This is a genomic window from Parasphingorhabdus sp., assembly GCF_059726685.1.
Map to the genome: position 1 here is coordinate 74301 of NZ_AP041068.1, position 14439 is coordinate 88739.

A 14439-nucleotide genomic window follows, 5' to 3' on the forward strand; every position below is an offset into this window, starting at 1 on the left:
TGCGGCCCGCCCTCTTTTATTCGTTCTAATCCTGAAAGATTAGAAGCTGAATTTAACCGCAGCTGCGAAACGACGACCCAGAGCATCGTAAGACGATGGGTAAACGTTACCGCTGTTAAACGCTGTCGCGCCAACGTCGGAACCAACACTTGTTGGCTGGTTGTCGAACAGGTTACGGATTGTCAGAGTCAGCTGAACATTGTCGCTGATTTCCCACTGACCGGTGAGGTCAAAATAATGCTCTGCACCGATGTTGAGGAATTCAGGCTCAACCAAACAGCCGCCAGTATCTGCTCCAAGTGGATCAGGGCAACCGGCAGGGTCAGCTTGCGCAGCAGCTAGTTCAGCAGCAAACTGCTCTGGCTCATATTCGATACCATCAAGATAGCGCCACAAGAGCGAAATCCGGAATTCATCGTTGAAGGTCACCGAAGTCCGCTGACTAAAGGTGAACTCAGACTGCGGAGACAGACAGTTTACACTGTAGAAGCCAACACATTCACGGTTCAAGCTGCCCGGCGTAGCCTGGAACAAGTTTTTGTTCGTCCAGGTTCCGTTAAAGGACAGGTTCAGACCGATGTTGTCGGTAATGTCCGTGCCATAGTTGATCGAAAGATCGATACCATCGGTTTCCAGTGTACCCAAGTTGGTCAGGTTCAAAGGAAGACCAGGTGTATCCGCCGCAGAACCGGAGAGACTACCATCGAGTGGATTACGACGGATCGCAAGACACTCAGCGCTCGTTGGCGAAGCATTGAATACGAAACAAGCGTCGCTGGCATCACCCGGAGTTGGGGTGGTGATAGCATCGGTTATTTCGATATTCCAGTAGTCAAGGGTTACAGCCAAACCTGGAACGGCAGCTGGCTCAGCCAAGAACCCGACGGTCCAAGTTTTTGCAGTTTCCGTACCAAGGTTCAAGTTACCACCGGTGGTAACGTTAACCTGACCAGCAACTGGGTTGTTGATGATGCCGATGCTTCCTGCAGGCGCGCCTTGAGCGATACAAATCGCGCTAAGGTTAGCATCTGTAAGAGGCGCAGCGCCTGCACATGGATCTTGACCCAAGTTACTGAGGCCCGTTGTAACCGGCGTGAACAGCTCACCAATATTTGGTGCGCGTGAAGAACGCTGATAGTTACCACGGATTTTCAGGCCGATAATTGGCTCCCAAGCACCGCCTGCTTTCCAAGTAAACTCGGTACCAGCAGTCGAATAATCGGAATAACGTGCACCGAGCTCAACGGTCAGGCTTTCAGCAAATGGCACGCCTTCGAGCACTGGAATAACCAGCTCGCCGAACGCATCATAAACATCATAGCTACCTGTGATGTCAGGAGCAGCACCGCCACCACCGACAACAGCGCCAGGAGTCTGAGATGCTTCGTCACTACGACGGGTCGCACCAAACTCACGATACTCACCGCCAACAGCAAAGCTGATTGGTGTTTCCGCGATACCCCAACCGAAGTCACCGGCAACCAATGCGTTAACCTGAGCCAATGAAGTAGCGGTAATAACCTGCTGAGTCAGAGAGAACGTGTAGTCAATCTGCTCTTGGGTAAGGCTACCAAGTGGTCCAAGAAGGTTAATTGGCACACAGCCTGCTTCAGCAGTAGCACCAACATTTGCATCAGCCACACAGGTATTAACGTCGGTAGCAATCAAAGCATTTTGCAAACGAGCGAAGCGTGCAAAACCAGACTGACGCTGAATACGCTCACTTTCACCATAGCCACCGGAAAGATCCCAAGTGATGCTGTCGGTGATGTTGCCACGTGCGCCAACAACAAAGTTGAACACGGTGCTGGTGAAGTCAGAGTTACGCGTACCCGCTTCAACCGAACGACGACGGATGCCGAGGTTTACAGTTGCATAGTTCGGGTTTGGCGAACCGTCAGCCAACAATGGACCTGTTGTATCGTCCAGAAGTGTCTGACACTGAGCAGCCGTACGAGCTTGAACACCAGCAGTGTTAGGATCAATATCGTCGCCAGCACAAATCGCGTTGCCGATAACATCGTTCAAGAACGGGTTACCATAGTTCAAAGCGTATGTGTTAAAGAACGAGCCGCCTGGCGCGATGATCGTTGAAACAGTCTGCTTAGAGAAAGATGCCTGAGCATATACTTCTACAGCATCGCTAACTTCATAGCGTCCCTGACTGAACAGGTTGAAACGCTCAAACGGTGTCTGGAAAATGTTGAACGGGTTAAAGTTGAACAAGTTCGAAGACGCTGGGTCAAGACCGCTACCGTCAGCATTAATCTGAGCGCTTACCGGACCACGAAGGTTGGCAGGAACAGAGTTCGAAGAACCACCAGCATTACCGGTGAAAGAACCGATGTTGAATTCGGAAAACTCACGATCACCCTGGAAAACAGCATCCTGATCCTGATAGCCAACGCTCAATACCACGTTACCGCGGCCATCGTCGAAGTTAGCACCGATTGTCAGGTCACCGCGGAAGACGTTACCGTCGCCCTGCTCAGTGATTTGCTCGCTGAGGTTCAGCTCAACACCAGCAAAATCTTGCTTGGTGATGAAGTTAACAACACCGGAGATCGCATCCGCACCATAAGTGGTTGTAGCACCACCGGTCAAAATGTCTGTACGCTCGATGACAGCCAGCGGAATGTTATTAAGGTCAACACGGCCAGTTGTATCGGCAGGTACATAACGGCGTCCGTCCAGAAGAACGAGGTTACGTTGAGAACCAAGGTTACGCAAGTTAACGAAGGACGAACCGCCGTTACCATTGTTCACCGCAGAACCGATGCTTGGAACCGAGCTAGGCAGTTCGCGAAGGAATTGCTCAGCAACGTTGGTCTGACGCAGTTCAAGTTCTTCGGAGGTTACAACACCAACCGGGCTTGAAAGCTCAAGGTTAGGGTTAGTAATACGAGAACCGGTAACAACGATGACTTCCTCATCGACTGCATCCGCGTCTTGTACGTCTTGGTCCTGCGCGTAGGCAGGTGCTGAAACCATAGCAAGACCGAGCACCAAAGGTGCTGCGCCGCTTTTCAGCTTCGTAAATTTTTTCATGTTATTCCAGTCCCTTATTCTGGAGGAGCAGGGCCCCCAATGGCCCGCTTCTTTAGTTGTCCAATCGAATCATACCCGCTTTGGACACGCGCAATATTCCATCGGAATGGCTGGCAGATGCCGTAATTGCGCAATAGTGTAAAGCCGCTGTTCAGGTTTGAGGGGCAGTTTTGTAGAGAATGTAACTATTTTGTCACAGTCATATCAGCACTGAGGGATTGAAGCATCCTATACAATAGACCGGTTTTATGCGCTGATTTAAAATCATTTTCTTGAATGCCCACGCATGCTGTTGCGTAGCCGCCTTGTTATGCTAGGAAAACGAAAGATGTAAAAGCGTCACCGTCACAACACATAACCGTGCATTTTTCGGCCGAGGAGTAAAGAAATGAGCATTCAGATCATTGGAAAACGCCCAGCACTCGCATTATCGTTGGGTATCGCGCTTGTACTGAACGCGCCGGCCGTCGCCGCGAAAGAGGATGGAGCAATCGCTGCGCCGCCTGCTATCTACACGGAACTAGTAGCGTGCAAAAACATAGCAGATGCCGAACAACGGCTGGCTTGCTTCGATGCCAAAGTGGCAGCTCTTGAAACCGCGCAGACCAACAATGAGGTGGTCATAGCTGACAGGAAACAGGTGCGTGAAGCACGGCGTGGTTTATTTGGTTTGTCTCTGCCGAGGATAAAGCTTTTCGGCGGCGATGGCGATAAAGATGATAATGTTAATCAGATAGAAGCAAATATTGCATCGGCCCAAAAATTACGCAGTGGCAAATGGCTTATCAAGCTTGATGACGGCGCCCTTTGGCAACAAACCGAGGTAAAAAGCATGCGGAGACCGAAATCAGGAGATTCCATTGTTGTGAAGCGCGGCTCTTTGGGTAGTTTTGTCGCCAAGGTGAATGACGGTCGGGCGTTTAAAGTAAAGCGGATCGTAAACTAGCCCGAACTGGCTTTAGCTACTGATCAATCCGGGCGTATCGGCTCACTTGACGGCCATAATTCAATTCATTGGTCCGGTCAGCAGTATCGGGTCAATGCGCGCATTGTTCCATTTCATCGACCAATGCAAATGAGGGCCCGTTGCACGACCTGTAGCTCCTATGCGGCCAATGGGTTCACCGCGCTTCACTTCCTGACCTTCTTTAACAAGTATCTGAGAGGCATGAAGAAATGCGCTGTTCAAGCCCATGCCATGATCGATCATTAGCAAATTGCCTTCGAGCGAAAATGGCTTTTTCGCAGCCAGCGTCACGACACCATCGGCCGGCGCGACAAAATAAGTGCCTGTGCCTCCGGCAATATCTACGCCGCTATGATAACTTCCTGGCTCGCCTTTATAGATGCGCTGGGACCCGAACATACCGGAGATACGACCTTTGGCTGGCCAGACGAAGGTTTGACGCCAGCCCTTGCTGTTGCTTCTTACCTGACGCGCCGCGTTGATTTGAGCCAGCTCCGGTTTCCGCCGAGCCATGAACGCAGCGCTTGGCCCACCGCTACGCCGGGCGACATTAACATGCTCAATCTTCCATTTGCGAGGAGCGATGTTGAAAAATTTCTTGACGGTCTGGCCATTTTCCAGCGTCGCGACCATTTGCGCTGACTGCCCGGCATCCCGGTTAAAGGCTATGATGAACTTGCCATCCTCATCAACCGGAACCGGCTGCCCATCGAAAGACAGGCTCTGTGTACCGGCAGGTGCATCGCCCAGCATCACGCCGCCCTGAATCTCCTGCCCGGAAAAACCAAATTTGACGGCCTGCAGAAAAGCGGATTCTTCCGCTTCAGCTGTTTCTGCCAATGTCGAAGACAGAGGCAACGGGATAGCTGCAATGGCGGCTAGCGCCGCAGAACCAAAAATTACGGTCTTCCTAAATCTCATTATTTTTCCTCTTCCGGCAAATGCGCCTGAGCAGAGATTTGTGCTGTCGCATAGGCTTCCTGTTTCTCCACGCTCCAATAGCGCAGATCTTCGAGCGGAATCTGTTCGCTGGTGATCGCACATAGAACATGGTCGCCGGATGACAGCGGACGAAAGCCGTTGGGCATATAATATAGCTTTGCCACTTTGTTGCGATTGGACATTAACATAAGAAAAACCTTACCTTCCGTGCCATTTACCCGCGATTTACCAACAGTTATTTACAGGTAAATATTTACGACTTTCATAACAAAAAATCCGCCTAGAACAAATCCTGTTGCCTGTCATCCGCCGGTTTTTTGATTTTGCCAGGCTTCGGCTTCGCCTTTTTTGCCGGTCGCTGCGGTTTTGCAGTCGCCTCCTCAATGATCTGAGCACCAACTTCACCATCTTGAAAGTGCAGATTTACAGCGCCGGCACTTATCGCCGCTTTGCGACTACCAACAAATGTTCCATCCAACGAAGATATCCTTGCATATCCTCGCTTTAGCGGACCATCCGGCGACACTTGCTGCGCCAACCGCCAAAGGCTGTCCAATCGCCGCCTTGCATCATCCAAAGGCCGCTTGACCAGCACTACCGGCAAATCAAGCCGTTCTAGCCGGCTTTTTGCCGCTTTGAGCCGTTGGTTAAGAATTGCAGGGCGAAGGGCGCCTTCCGATGCAGAAAAACGGCTGCGCGCCTGGGCAACATTCTGCCCCATGGCATATCTCATGCCATCGGATAGCTCGTCCAGCCTTTGCTGGTGCGGGCGGAGCAAATCCGTGAGCTCGGGCATCAGGCGGCGCTGTGCCTCCAGCCTTTCCGATGCCGTTGCAAAACTACGCTGCATCGATCGCCCCATACGCGCTTTCGATTCACTTAGTGATGCCAGCCACTCGGCCCTGACTGGGACGGCCATTTCCGCCGCCGCCGTAGGGGTTGGCGCGCGCAGGTCCGCCGCAAAGTCACTTAATGTCGTATCGGTTTCATGGCCAACAGCAGAGATAACCGGAATGGAACAATCCGCAATCGCCCGCACCACTTCCTCTTCGTTGAAGCTCCACAGGTCTTCAATCGACCCGCCACCCCGCGCGACTATAACCAGATCGGGCTTGGTCATACCGCTATCGGTTTGCATGTTTGAAAAGCCGTTAACTGCGCCGGCAATTTGTTTGGATGCACCCTCGCCTTGCACCAGCACCGGCCAGACAATGACGTGACTGGGGCAGCGATCTGCCAGCCGGTGCAATATGTCCCGAATGACTGAGCCGGTCGGTGATGTCACGACGCCGATAGTTTTCGGCAAAAATGGAATCGAGCGCTTGCGGTCCTGATCGAACAACCCCTCGGCCCGCAATTTGGCCTTGAGCTTTTCGAAAAGCTGCATCAGCGCTCCCTCACCCGCCAATTCCATTTTATCAATTACGACCTGATATTTGGAACGGCCGGGGTAGGTGGTCAGCTTGCCGGACACGACAACTTCGATCCCGTCCTCCGGCTGGAAAGGCAGACGCCCCGCATTGCCCTTCCACATCACGCCATCGAGCACCGCCTTGTCATCTTTCAGCGCCAGATAAACGTGGCCGGACGCCGCCCGTTTGTAGCCCGAAATCTCGCCTTTGATCCTTACGTAACCAAAGCGATCTTCGACAACCCGTTTCAGCGTACCGGATATTTCTGACACGGATAAAGGAGCAGCATTGTCGCCAGCGCCGCTCTCGGCTAACAGCTTCGCGTCTAAAGAAAGAGAGTCGTCCATGAATATCCTGTTGCTCGGGTCCGGTGGCCGTGAACATGCCTTGGCATGGAAGCTGGCGCAATCCCCGTCTGTAGAGAAATTTTACGCCAGCCCAGGCAATCCCGGCATCGGGCACCATGCGGAATGCGTGAAACTGGATGTATTGGATCACGCGGCGGTAATCCAGTTCTGCAGGCGAAACAGGATTGATCTGGTCGTTGTCGGTCCGGAAGCGCCGCTGGTTGACGGCTTGGCTGAAAGCCTTCGTAGTGCGGACATATTGGTGTTCGGGCCAGACAAAGCCCCCGCTCAACTGGAAGGGTCCAAGGGCTTCACAAAAGATCTATGCGCCCGCGCCAACATTCCGACCGCTGGTTATGTTCGTACCACCAACCAATCTGACGCTTTGGCGGCCCTTGAAAAATTTGCAATTCCGGTAGTTATCAAAGCTGATGGCCTTGCCGCAGGAAAAGGCGTTATCATTGCCGAAACCCGTGCCCAAGCCGAAGAAGCCATTGAGATGATGTTTGAGGGCGGATTTGGCGATGCTGGCGCGGAGGTCGTGATCGAGGAATTCCTCACAGGCGAGGAAGCAAGCTTCTTTGCGATTACTGATGGCAAAAACGTCATACCATTCGGCACCGCACAAGATCATAAACGCGTAGGCGAAGGCGATATCGGTCCGAATACCGGTGGCATGGGCGCCTATAGCCCTGCGCCCGTTTTGACCACAGCGTTGCAAAAACAGGTCATGGACGAGATCATCCAACCCACGGTTGATACTCTTGCGGCTGAGGGCAAGCCATATAGCGGCGTCCTGTTTGCCGGCCTCATGCTAACTGAAACAGGTCCACAGTTGATTGAATATAACGCCCGTTTTGGCGATCCTGAATGTCAGGTGCTGATGATGCGGCTCCAGTCCGATCTCGCCGCGATCATGCTGGCGACTGCCAAAGGTCAGCTTGGCCAGATCAGTGCGCCAGAATTTGATACGCGATCGGCCCTAACCGTTGTGATGGCAGCGAAGGGCTACCCCAGCACCCCGGAAAAAGGCGGAAAAATCCAGAACCTTGCCCGTGCCGAGCGCGAAGGCACAAAAATCTTTCATGCAGGAACCGCCGAAGTTGACGGCAAGCTGGTCGCCAATGGTGGTCGGGTGCTCAACGTCACCGCGCTGGGTCACAACACAACCGAAGCACAAACCAAAGCCTATGCCGCTGTGGACCAGATTGACTTTGAAAGCGGGTTTTGCCGCCGCGATATCGGTTGGCGAGAAGTCGCCAGAGAAAAGTCACTATAATCAACCGCGTTGCGGTCGCGGGATCGCTGTTCTTATAACTATCAATCCTCTACCTCACGGCGCTCTGCAAACCATTGCCGGATACGCGCCGACTGACAGCCGGTAAAACCGTTTGTACCGACCACTGAGCAGCTATTTGGTCGACCGGCGCGGGCTGCATCTTCATGAAGCGCAACCGTCGAAGACCAGCTGTGATCGACCGCCAACTCCTCTTCAGTTTTGCGTAGATCTTTGGGTATTCGATATCTCTCAGATTCCGGTTGTTTCGCGCAGACAACAATCTCGTCCTCACTTTCCGGCTCCGGACATTCTTCTTCACCAAAGGTCACAAGCACCGAAAGCCTTTCCGGCATCTTCTGTGTCTCGGGTGCCGCCGAAACGGACCCAAAGGCCAGAATGTTCAAGGTCATGAAAAGGGCAATACGTCTTGAAACCATGCTTCGAAACATTGCGTTGCCTTTCTCTAAACCGGGAAGATTTTGGTTTACTTCACCAGTTGCTCTTCATGTGTTTGGCAGCACTTTGCTGTCGGCCATCTGAACAAAATGTCCAAATTCCCAAAGATCGGAGAAAAACGAAGTCTTAAGTCGCCGTTTTCAGACCGCCGTCACATCATGCCCGTAGAGCCACGCAAGCTTCTGGGCAGCCAAGTTGGGTTTGATCTTGTCTGCTACCCACATTGGGCCGTAGGTCGTCAGCTTTCCTCTAGTGGTGCGCTGATGGAACAGGTCCATATTCGCCCGGGCAGCGGCCTGTACCCTTGCTGTGCGATCATGGCGCGCGTCAAAATAGGCTGTCAACGCCGCGACATAACCATCATGTTGAGCCAGATGGTGCGCGAGAACATAACCATCCTCAATCGCCTGTACCGCGCCCTGCGCCATGAAGGGCAGCATCGGATGGCAAGCATCTCCCAACAGGGCAACCCGGCCATCAACCCACCGGTCCAGCGGTGCACGATCAAAGAGCGCCCAGCGATAATGGTCTTCAGCTTGCTCAAGTAGGGTGGTGATAGTCGGGTGCCAGCCCGCAAAATCAGCTAGGGCATCGGCGCGGCTGCCCTGCTCAGTCCAGCTTTCGTTGGTCCAGTCATCGCGCTCAACCACACCAACAAAATTGGCCAGCTTGCCGCCGCGCAATAGATAGGTAACGGCATGCTTACCTTCACCGAACCATGCGCTGGACACTGGTAGCGGGGCATTGCGGCCCAGTTTTTCAACCGGAACCACAGCGCGCCAAGCTACGTTTCCTGTAAAATCGGGATCGTCCGAGCCAATCATCTGCGCCCGAATTGTCGATCGGATCCCATCCGCGCCAATAACTATATCGCCTGCGATCCTCGACCCGTCTGCCAGCACGGCCCAAGCGTCACTTTCATTCTGCCCGTAACCCGCCACCGCGGCACCTGTCCTGACAGCTCCCGGCAAGCGATCATCGACAGCTTCCTGCAACGCGCCAATCAGATCGGCCCGGTGGATGTGCAGATAGGGCGCCCCAAATGTTTCTTCATAGTCAGCCATCGAGGCTGTAAGAATCGGTTGACCGGACTGGCCCAAACGAAACTGGGTTGCTCTTGGGCGAAAACCCGCAGCTTCGATCTGCTTGTCTATATCAAGAGCGCGCAGCACCTTCATACCGTTCGGGCTGATCTGGATGCCCGCACCAATTTCGCCTAGTGTAGAGGCTTGTTCACAAATTGTGACGTCCCAGCCAAATTTATGGAAGCACAGCGCGGCATTCAGTCCGCCGATCCCGCCCCCTGCAATCACCACCCTCATGGACCTAGCCCCCGTGTGCGGATAGTGTCTGGAAGTAGCTTTCTATTTCCACCAGACTTTTGAGATCGGCATATTTTTGGCTGAGATCAAAAAGATTGGCAGACTGCACTTGCGAATCACGATCACCGCAAGCCTCTGTCGCGACGATTGGACGAAATCCATATTGCAGTGCATCCAGCGTCGAGGCGCGGACACATCCGGATGTGGAGAAACCGGCCAGCAGACATGTGTCCACTCGTAGCTTGTTAAGTGTCGAGGCCAGGCTGGTACCAAAGAAGGCGCTGGGATATTGTTTAGTGATGACAATATCACCCTGCTGCGGTTGCAATCGGTCGTCAAATTCCGCCAGTCGCTCGCCTTTTTGGAACAGCGACAACGCTTTGACTTTCTGGTAAAACAGGCCGCCATCAGCCCCGCCGCGCATATATTCAACGCGCGTAAAAATGATCGGAATACCGTGGTTGCGCGCCAAATCCGCAAGTGAGATCATCGCCTGAAATGCATCCTCGGAGCCCACATAAAGCGGAGCATCTGGCTCTATATATGCCTTTGCCGCGTCGATCAGGAGAATCGCTGGCTTCATCCCGAAACCTAGTTCTCCGCCGAAGCCAGCAGCGCTATAATCATCTTGAAGGTCAGACACTTTTTTGCTCCCTATTTGCGCCAGCTTAAGTGCAAGCCTGGTTCCCTGCAAATGGTCATTCCATTTTCATCGAGCTGGAACGCAGCCATAAAAAAGCAGTTGTGGCGGGCGATGGCACTGCGAATTTTACATCTTTTCGTCGCTTAGTCGATTGCCAGCAACGCTCCGACTTTGCATAGAGTGACCGGGGCAGTTCAAATTTACGGGAGCATTTGGATTTGAAAAACGACGATACTTTACTCACACGGCGGCAGATCATGGTCATCGCCACTCTTGCTGGCGGTATTAGCGCAACCGCGCCCTTGCACGCTCAGTTCAATCTGAAAAAAGGCCTGGGAGCGGCCGGCAAAGTTGCCAAAGCTGGCTCTTATAATGATGAGGAAATGGCGGTCTATTTTGACCAGATGGCGGCCGATATGGATAGCCGTAATCCAGTTGCGAAGGCTAATGACCCATATGGCAAACGCATAGCCAATTTGTCGAAAGGTCTGAAAAATCATGATGGGCTTGATCTTGATATAAAAGCCTATCTGGTCCGCGATGTGAACGCCTTTGCCATGGCCAATGGCACAATCCGGGTTTTTGCCGGACTTATGGATGAATTTACCGATGACGAGATCCGCTATGTGATCGGTCATGAAATCGGTCATGTCAAAGAAGGCCATACCAAGAAACGTATGCAGGGCGCTTTGCAGAAAGAAGCCGCTCTCGGCGTTGCCGACGCAGCAGGCGGCAAGGTCGGTAAAATTGCCAATTCCAAACTCGGCAAGCTGTTCGGCGATGTGATCAGTTCACAGCACTCGCAAAAACATGAGAAAGAGGCGGACGACTACGCCATGGCTTTCATGAAGCAGAAAAAATACGATCCGATGGCCTGCGTGACTGCGCTCGACAAGCTCGCTGGCATGGGTGGCGGAGGTGGCGGCCTGCCGTGGCTGCAAACCCATCCGAGCCCGGAAGCCCGGTCCAAACGGATGCGCAAGCAGCTCGCTCTTGCCATGCCGGATATGCAGCTCGGCTGACGATTTGTCTGACTGGATTATGTAACACCATATCATGTGTTCATAGTCCAGTCAGCTTGCTCTTGGCACCTTCTGTCCCGGGTCGAACATGTGGGAAGAGGGTGACATGCGACGTTTTTCAAATATTTCCAAAGCCTTATGTGGATTGGCCGCGCTTGGCCTGATCGGTACGCCCGCCACCGCACCGCTTGAAGCGCAATCCAGGCAAGGCAAACGCCCTGATCTGGTGCGATTACCGCCGGCCCACCCCGTCAACTGCAGCATTTTTGGGTATCAGGACCGCGAGCGCATATCGGTAAGGGTACCAAGGCGCGGGACAAAAGGTGTTTCGCCTCCACCTCCCCCGCCTGTCGTGGCATCTTCGCCTGTCAGCAGATCTATTTCCGGCGCTCCTGCAAAGAGTGTGAACCGCAGAGCTGCAGTTATCCGACCATCCGGGCCGTACCCGTATCCCTATCCTCGTCCACCGCAATCACAGGATCGAGAAAAATATGCCGGTGAAGCCGTAGCGAGCATAAAGCGGGTCGCCGATGAACCAGTATCGACCTTTGCCGTGGATGTTGACACCGGCAGCTACTCCAATGTCCGCCGGTTCCTGAACGACGGGAAAATGCCGCCGGAGGCGGCAGTGCGGACGGAGGAGTTGATCAACTATTTCCGCTATGACTATCCTGCGCCGTCCAGCCGGGAAACACCCTTTAGCGTGTCTACCGATCTTTCGACCACACCATGGAATGATTCCAGCCGCCTGCTGCGGATTGGCCTGCGCGGCTATGATGTGGATAGCAGCGAACGGCCTCGCGCCAATCTGGTTTTCCTGGTTGATGTATCCGGCTCGATGAATAGCAAAGACAAATTGCCATTGGTCAAATCAACACTGACCGCGCTTGCCGGCGAACTGCGAGACGATGACCGCGTATCCATTGTTGTCTATTCCGGTACAGTCGGTTTGCTGCTCGCGCCGACGTCCAACAAAGAGCATATCAAAGAAGCAGTAGACTGCCTTTATGCCAGAGGATCAACGGCCGGTGGTGACGCGCTCAAACTCGCCTATTCCACAGCCCGCAAAAACTTTCTGAAAGGCGGTATCAACCGCATCATCATGGCGACCGATGGTGATTTCAATGTCGGCACCTCCAATACCGACGAGTTGAAAAAAATTGTTGCGAAAGAACGGGAGTCCGGCGTCAACTTGACGATGCTTGGTTATGGCACCGGTAATATCCGGGACGAGCTAATGGAAGGCATAGCCAATGTCGGCAATGGCAATTACGCCTATATAGATAGCGCGATGGAAGCCCAGAAGGTACTTGGCGACGAGCTGAGCTCCACCCTTTTCACCATTGCCAAAGATGTGAAAATCCAGATCGAATTTAACCCAGCCCACGTGAAGGAATATCGCCTGATCGGTTATGAGAACAGGCTGCTCGCGGAAGAAGATTTTGACAATGACAAAATTGATGCGGGTGACATTGGCGCCGGTCATCAGGTCACCGCCCTCTATGAAATCATGCCAGCCCGATCATCTGGCTGGCTACCCAAACGCCGTTATGCCGGCAATCGCACTGCCCAACCACAACCGGATTTTGATGGCGAAATGGCGCAGATAAAATTGCGCTACAAACTACCTGGCGGGACAAAATCCCGGCTCATCCAGCGGCAAATTTCCGCAGATGGATTGAAAAACACATCTGCGCCGAGCGGTGATATGGCCTTCGCCGTAGCAGTGGCTGCTTTCGGTCAAAAGCTGCGTGGCGACAAATATCTTGGTGATTACGAATTCCGGAACATTCAGCAGTTATCCGGTAACGGTGGTAATTTCTGGCGTCAGGAATTCCGCAAACTGAATGATTTAGCCCGCAGTCAGAGCTGATGATGATTCGAACTCCGCTGCGCTGTGGCACCAAGGCAGCAGACCATTAACCATCTTTGCTAAGCAATTGTCTCATATGGGGACAAATTCAGCCCGTCTCGTCGGATATTTGGCATTTGCGCCCCACAGCGAAACTAGACTTGCCCCCAATTATCCTCCATTTTAGCTGATTAGTAACATGACATGCATTGAGTGAGGGGTTCCGTGATGGAAGTTGGGGGTAAGATATTAACGGGTGCCGTTGCCACAGCATTACTGGCAGTCGTCGGGCACTATGCCACTAGTGATGGGTATATCTCCGGTCTTGAAAAGGCCGCTCAAACAGAAATGACTGCGCAGGGCATGGAGGGTGTCGAGGTCGCATTTGGCCGCGATCCTTTGTCGCGCAAAGCCGTGCTGGATGGAGATGTTTCTGACGATATGAAACAGAAAGCACTTAACGCCGTTGCTGCCATCCCCGGCGTATCTGACGCTGTCTGGGCCGGTAGCGGTCTGGTCGGCGGAACGGACGGCGGTGACGGATCTGAAACCAGCGGTGGTGGCGCAAATGCCGATCCAGCCATAACAAAATGCCAGACTGCGGTGGATCAGGCGATGGACGGAAAGAAACTTAGTTTCCGATCAGGAAGTGCCTATATCTCTCCCGCCTCAAACCAGATACTCGATGACGTAACTGCGGCGCTGGAACCGTGTTCCGGTCTCGCGATAGCTGTTGGTGGTCATACCGACGACAATGGTAATGCCGAAGTGAACAAAATCCTGTCACAAGAACGCGCCGACCGGGTTCGAGCGGGTCTGATCGAGCGCGGCATCGCCGAAAATATGGTTACGGCAACCGGCTTTGGGGCAGAACAACCGCTGGCGACCGAAACAGGTCCAGAAGCAGATGCACGAAACCGGCGGATTGAATTCAAAGTACAGGCGGCCAATAAAAAAGCGACAAATGATGCGAATTCGCAACAGGGGGAATGAACCATGCCACTATTAATCGAAAATCTGTTGCTCCTGCTGGTGACTTTTGCAATTGGCCTCGGGATTGGATGGCTCATCTGGGGTCGCAATCGCGACGAAATTTAACTGCAGTTTTGAATGGGACTGGCTTGCAGCGCAGATATATAGCCGCGCAGC

Annotated in this window: 12 protein-coding genes; 5 read left to right on the forward strand and 7 right to left on the reverse strand. The window is 53.2% G+C overall.

Annotated features, from left to right (window positions below):
• Positions 1–39: 39 nt before the first annotated feature.
• On the reverse strand, positions 40–3048 hold the full coding sequence (locus AC6I9Z_RS00355; protein ID WP_461458051.1) for a TonB-dependent receptor plug domain-containing protein: 3009 nt from the start codon (positions 3046–3048) through the stop codon (positions 40–42).
• Positions 3049–3436: 388 nt separating this feature from the next.
• Between AC6I9Z_RS00355 and AC6I9Z_RS00360 the strand changes: the two genes are divergently transcribed.
• Positions 3437–3994: a hypothetical protein gene (locus AC6I9Z_RS00360; protein WP_461458049.1), complete on the forward strand. Its 558-nt coding sequence runs from the start codon at positions 3437–3439 to the stop codon at positions 3992–3994.
• A gap of 60 nt (positions 3995–4054) precedes the next feature.
• On the opposite strand, the gene AC6I9Z_RS00365 is transcribed toward AC6I9Z_RS00360, so the two are convergent.
• The 3 genes from AC6I9Z_RS00365 to xseA all read right to left on the reverse strand — a co-directional run bounded on the left by AC6I9Z_RS00365 (position 4055) and on the right by xseA (position 6716).
• Positions 4055–4936, reverse strand: a complete 882-nt coding sequence (locus AC6I9Z_RS00365; RefSeq protein ID WP_461458047.1) for a M23 family metallopeptidase — start codon at positions 4934–4936, stop codon at positions 4055–4057.
• Positions 4936–5145, reverse strand: coding sequence for a DUF2093 domain-containing protein (locus tag AC6I9Z_RS00370; RefSeq protein WP_109354185.1), 210 nt, complete (start codon positions 5143–5145; stop codon positions 4936–4938). The genes AC6I9Z_RS00365 and AC6I9Z_RS00370 overlap by 1 nt, the downstream gene beginning before the upstream one ends.
• A gap of 92 nt (positions 5146–5237) precedes the next feature.
• Positions 5238–6716 (reverse strand): exodeoxyribonuclease VII large subunit, encoded by a 1479-nt coding sequence (gene xseA, locus AC6I9Z_RS00375; protein ID WP_461458046.1) that lies wholly within the window; start codon positions 6714–6716, stop codon positions 5238–5240.
• Between xseA and purD the strand changes: the two genes are divergently transcribed.
• A complete protein-coding gene (gene purD, locus AC6I9Z_RS00380) occupies positions 6715–7995 on the forward strand; it encodes a phosphoribosylamine--glycine ligase (protein WP_461458044.1) in 1281 nt (426 codons plus the stop codon). The genes xseA and purD overlap by 2 nt on opposite strands.
• Positions 7996–8036: 41 nt before the next feature.
• Here purD and AC6I9Z_RS00385 read toward each other — a convergent pair whose 3' ends face one another.
• The 3 genes from AC6I9Z_RS00385 to AC6I9Z_RS00395 form a co-directional block, all read right to left on the reverse strand.
• Positions 8037–8444: a hypothetical protein gene (locus AC6I9Z_RS00385; protein WP_461458042.1), complete on the reverse strand. Its 408-nt coding sequence runs from the start codon at positions 8442–8444 to the stop codon at positions 8037–8039.
• A 147-nt stretch (positions 8445–8591) separates the two neighbouring features.
• On the reverse strand, positions 8592–9773 hold the full coding sequence (locus tag AC6I9Z_RS00390; RefSeq protein ID WP_461458040.1) for an FAD-dependent monooxygenase: 1182 nt from the start codon (positions 9771–9773) through the stop codon (positions 8592–8594).
• Positions 9774–9777: 4 nt separating this feature from the next.
• Complete coding sequence (locus AC6I9Z_RS00395; protein ID WP_461458038.1) at positions 9778–10416, reverse strand: isochorismatase family protein; 639 nt, start codon at positions 10414–10416, stop codon at positions 9778–9780.
• A gap of 218 nt (positions 10417–10634) precedes the next feature.
• Here AC6I9Z_RS00395 and AC6I9Z_RS00400 point away from each other — a divergent pair, with 218 nt between their 5' ends.
• The 3 genes from AC6I9Z_RS00400 to AC6I9Z_RS00410 all read left to right on the forward strand — a co-directional run bounded on the left by AC6I9Z_RS00400 (position 10635) and on the right by AC6I9Z_RS00410 (position 14283).
• The gene (locus AC6I9Z_RS00400) at positions 10635–11438 is read left to right on the forward strand and encodes a M48 family metalloprotease (protein WP_461458036.1); all 804 of its coding nucleotides are present in this window, start codon (positions 10635–10637) and stop codon (positions 11436–11438) included.
• A gap of 106 nt (positions 11439–11544) precedes the next feature.
• Complete coding sequence (locus AC6I9Z_RS00405; protein WP_461458034.1) at positions 11545–13311, forward strand: vWA domain-containing protein; 1767 nt, start codon at positions 11545–11547, stop codon at positions 13309–13311.
• A gap of 207 nt (positions 13312–13518) precedes the next feature.
• On the forward strand, positions 13519–14283 hold the full coding sequence (locus tag AC6I9Z_RS00410; protein WP_461458032.1) for an OmpA family protein: 765 nt from the start codon (positions 13519–13521) through the stop codon (positions 14281–14283).
• Positions 14284–14439 lie beyond the last annotated feature (156 nt).

Bases quoted from the DNA above. Each gene is read 5' to 3' on its own strand.
- AC6I9Z_RS00365 (WP_461458047.1), bottom strand. From the start codon at position 4,936: ATGAGATTTAGGAAGACCGTAATTTTTGGTTCTGCGGCGCTAGCCGCC.
- AC6I9Z_RS00360 (WP_461458049.1), top strand. From the start codon at position 3,437: ATGAGCATTCAGATCATTGGAAAACGCCCAGCACTCGCATTATCGTTG.
- xseA (WP_461458046.1), bottom strand. From the start codon at position 6,716: ATGGACGACTCTCTTTCTTTAGACGCGAAGCTGTTAGCCGAGAGCGGC.
- AC6I9Z_RS00370 (WP_109354185.1), bottom strand. From the start codon at position 5,145: ATGTTAATGTCCAATCGCAACAAAGTGGCAAAGCTATATTATATGCCC.
- AC6I9Z_RS00355 (WP_461458051.1), bottom strand. From the start codon at position 3,048: ATGAAAAAATTTACGAAGCTGAAAAGCGGCGCAGCACCTTTGGTGCTC.
- AC6I9Z_RS00385 (WP_461458042.1), bottom strand. From the start codon at position 8,444: ATGTTTCGAAGCATGGTTTCAAGACGTATTGCCCTTTTCATGACCTTG.
- AC6I9Z_RS00405 (WP_461458034.1), top strand. From the start codon at position 11,545: ATGCGACGTTTTTCAAATATTTCCAAAGCCTTATGTGGATTGGCCGCG.
- AC6I9Z_RS00390 (WP_461458040.1), bottom strand. From the start codon at position 9,773: ATGAGGGTGGTGATTGCAGGGGGCGGGATCGGCGGACTGAATGCCGCG.
- AC6I9Z_RS00410 (WP_461458032.1), top strand. From the start codon at position 13,519: ATGGAAGTTGGGGGTAAGATATTAACGGGTGCCGTTGCCACAGCATTA.
- purD (WP_461458044.1), top strand. From the start codon at position 6,715: ATGAATATCCTGTTGCTCGGGTCCGGTGGCCGTGAACATGCCTTGGCA.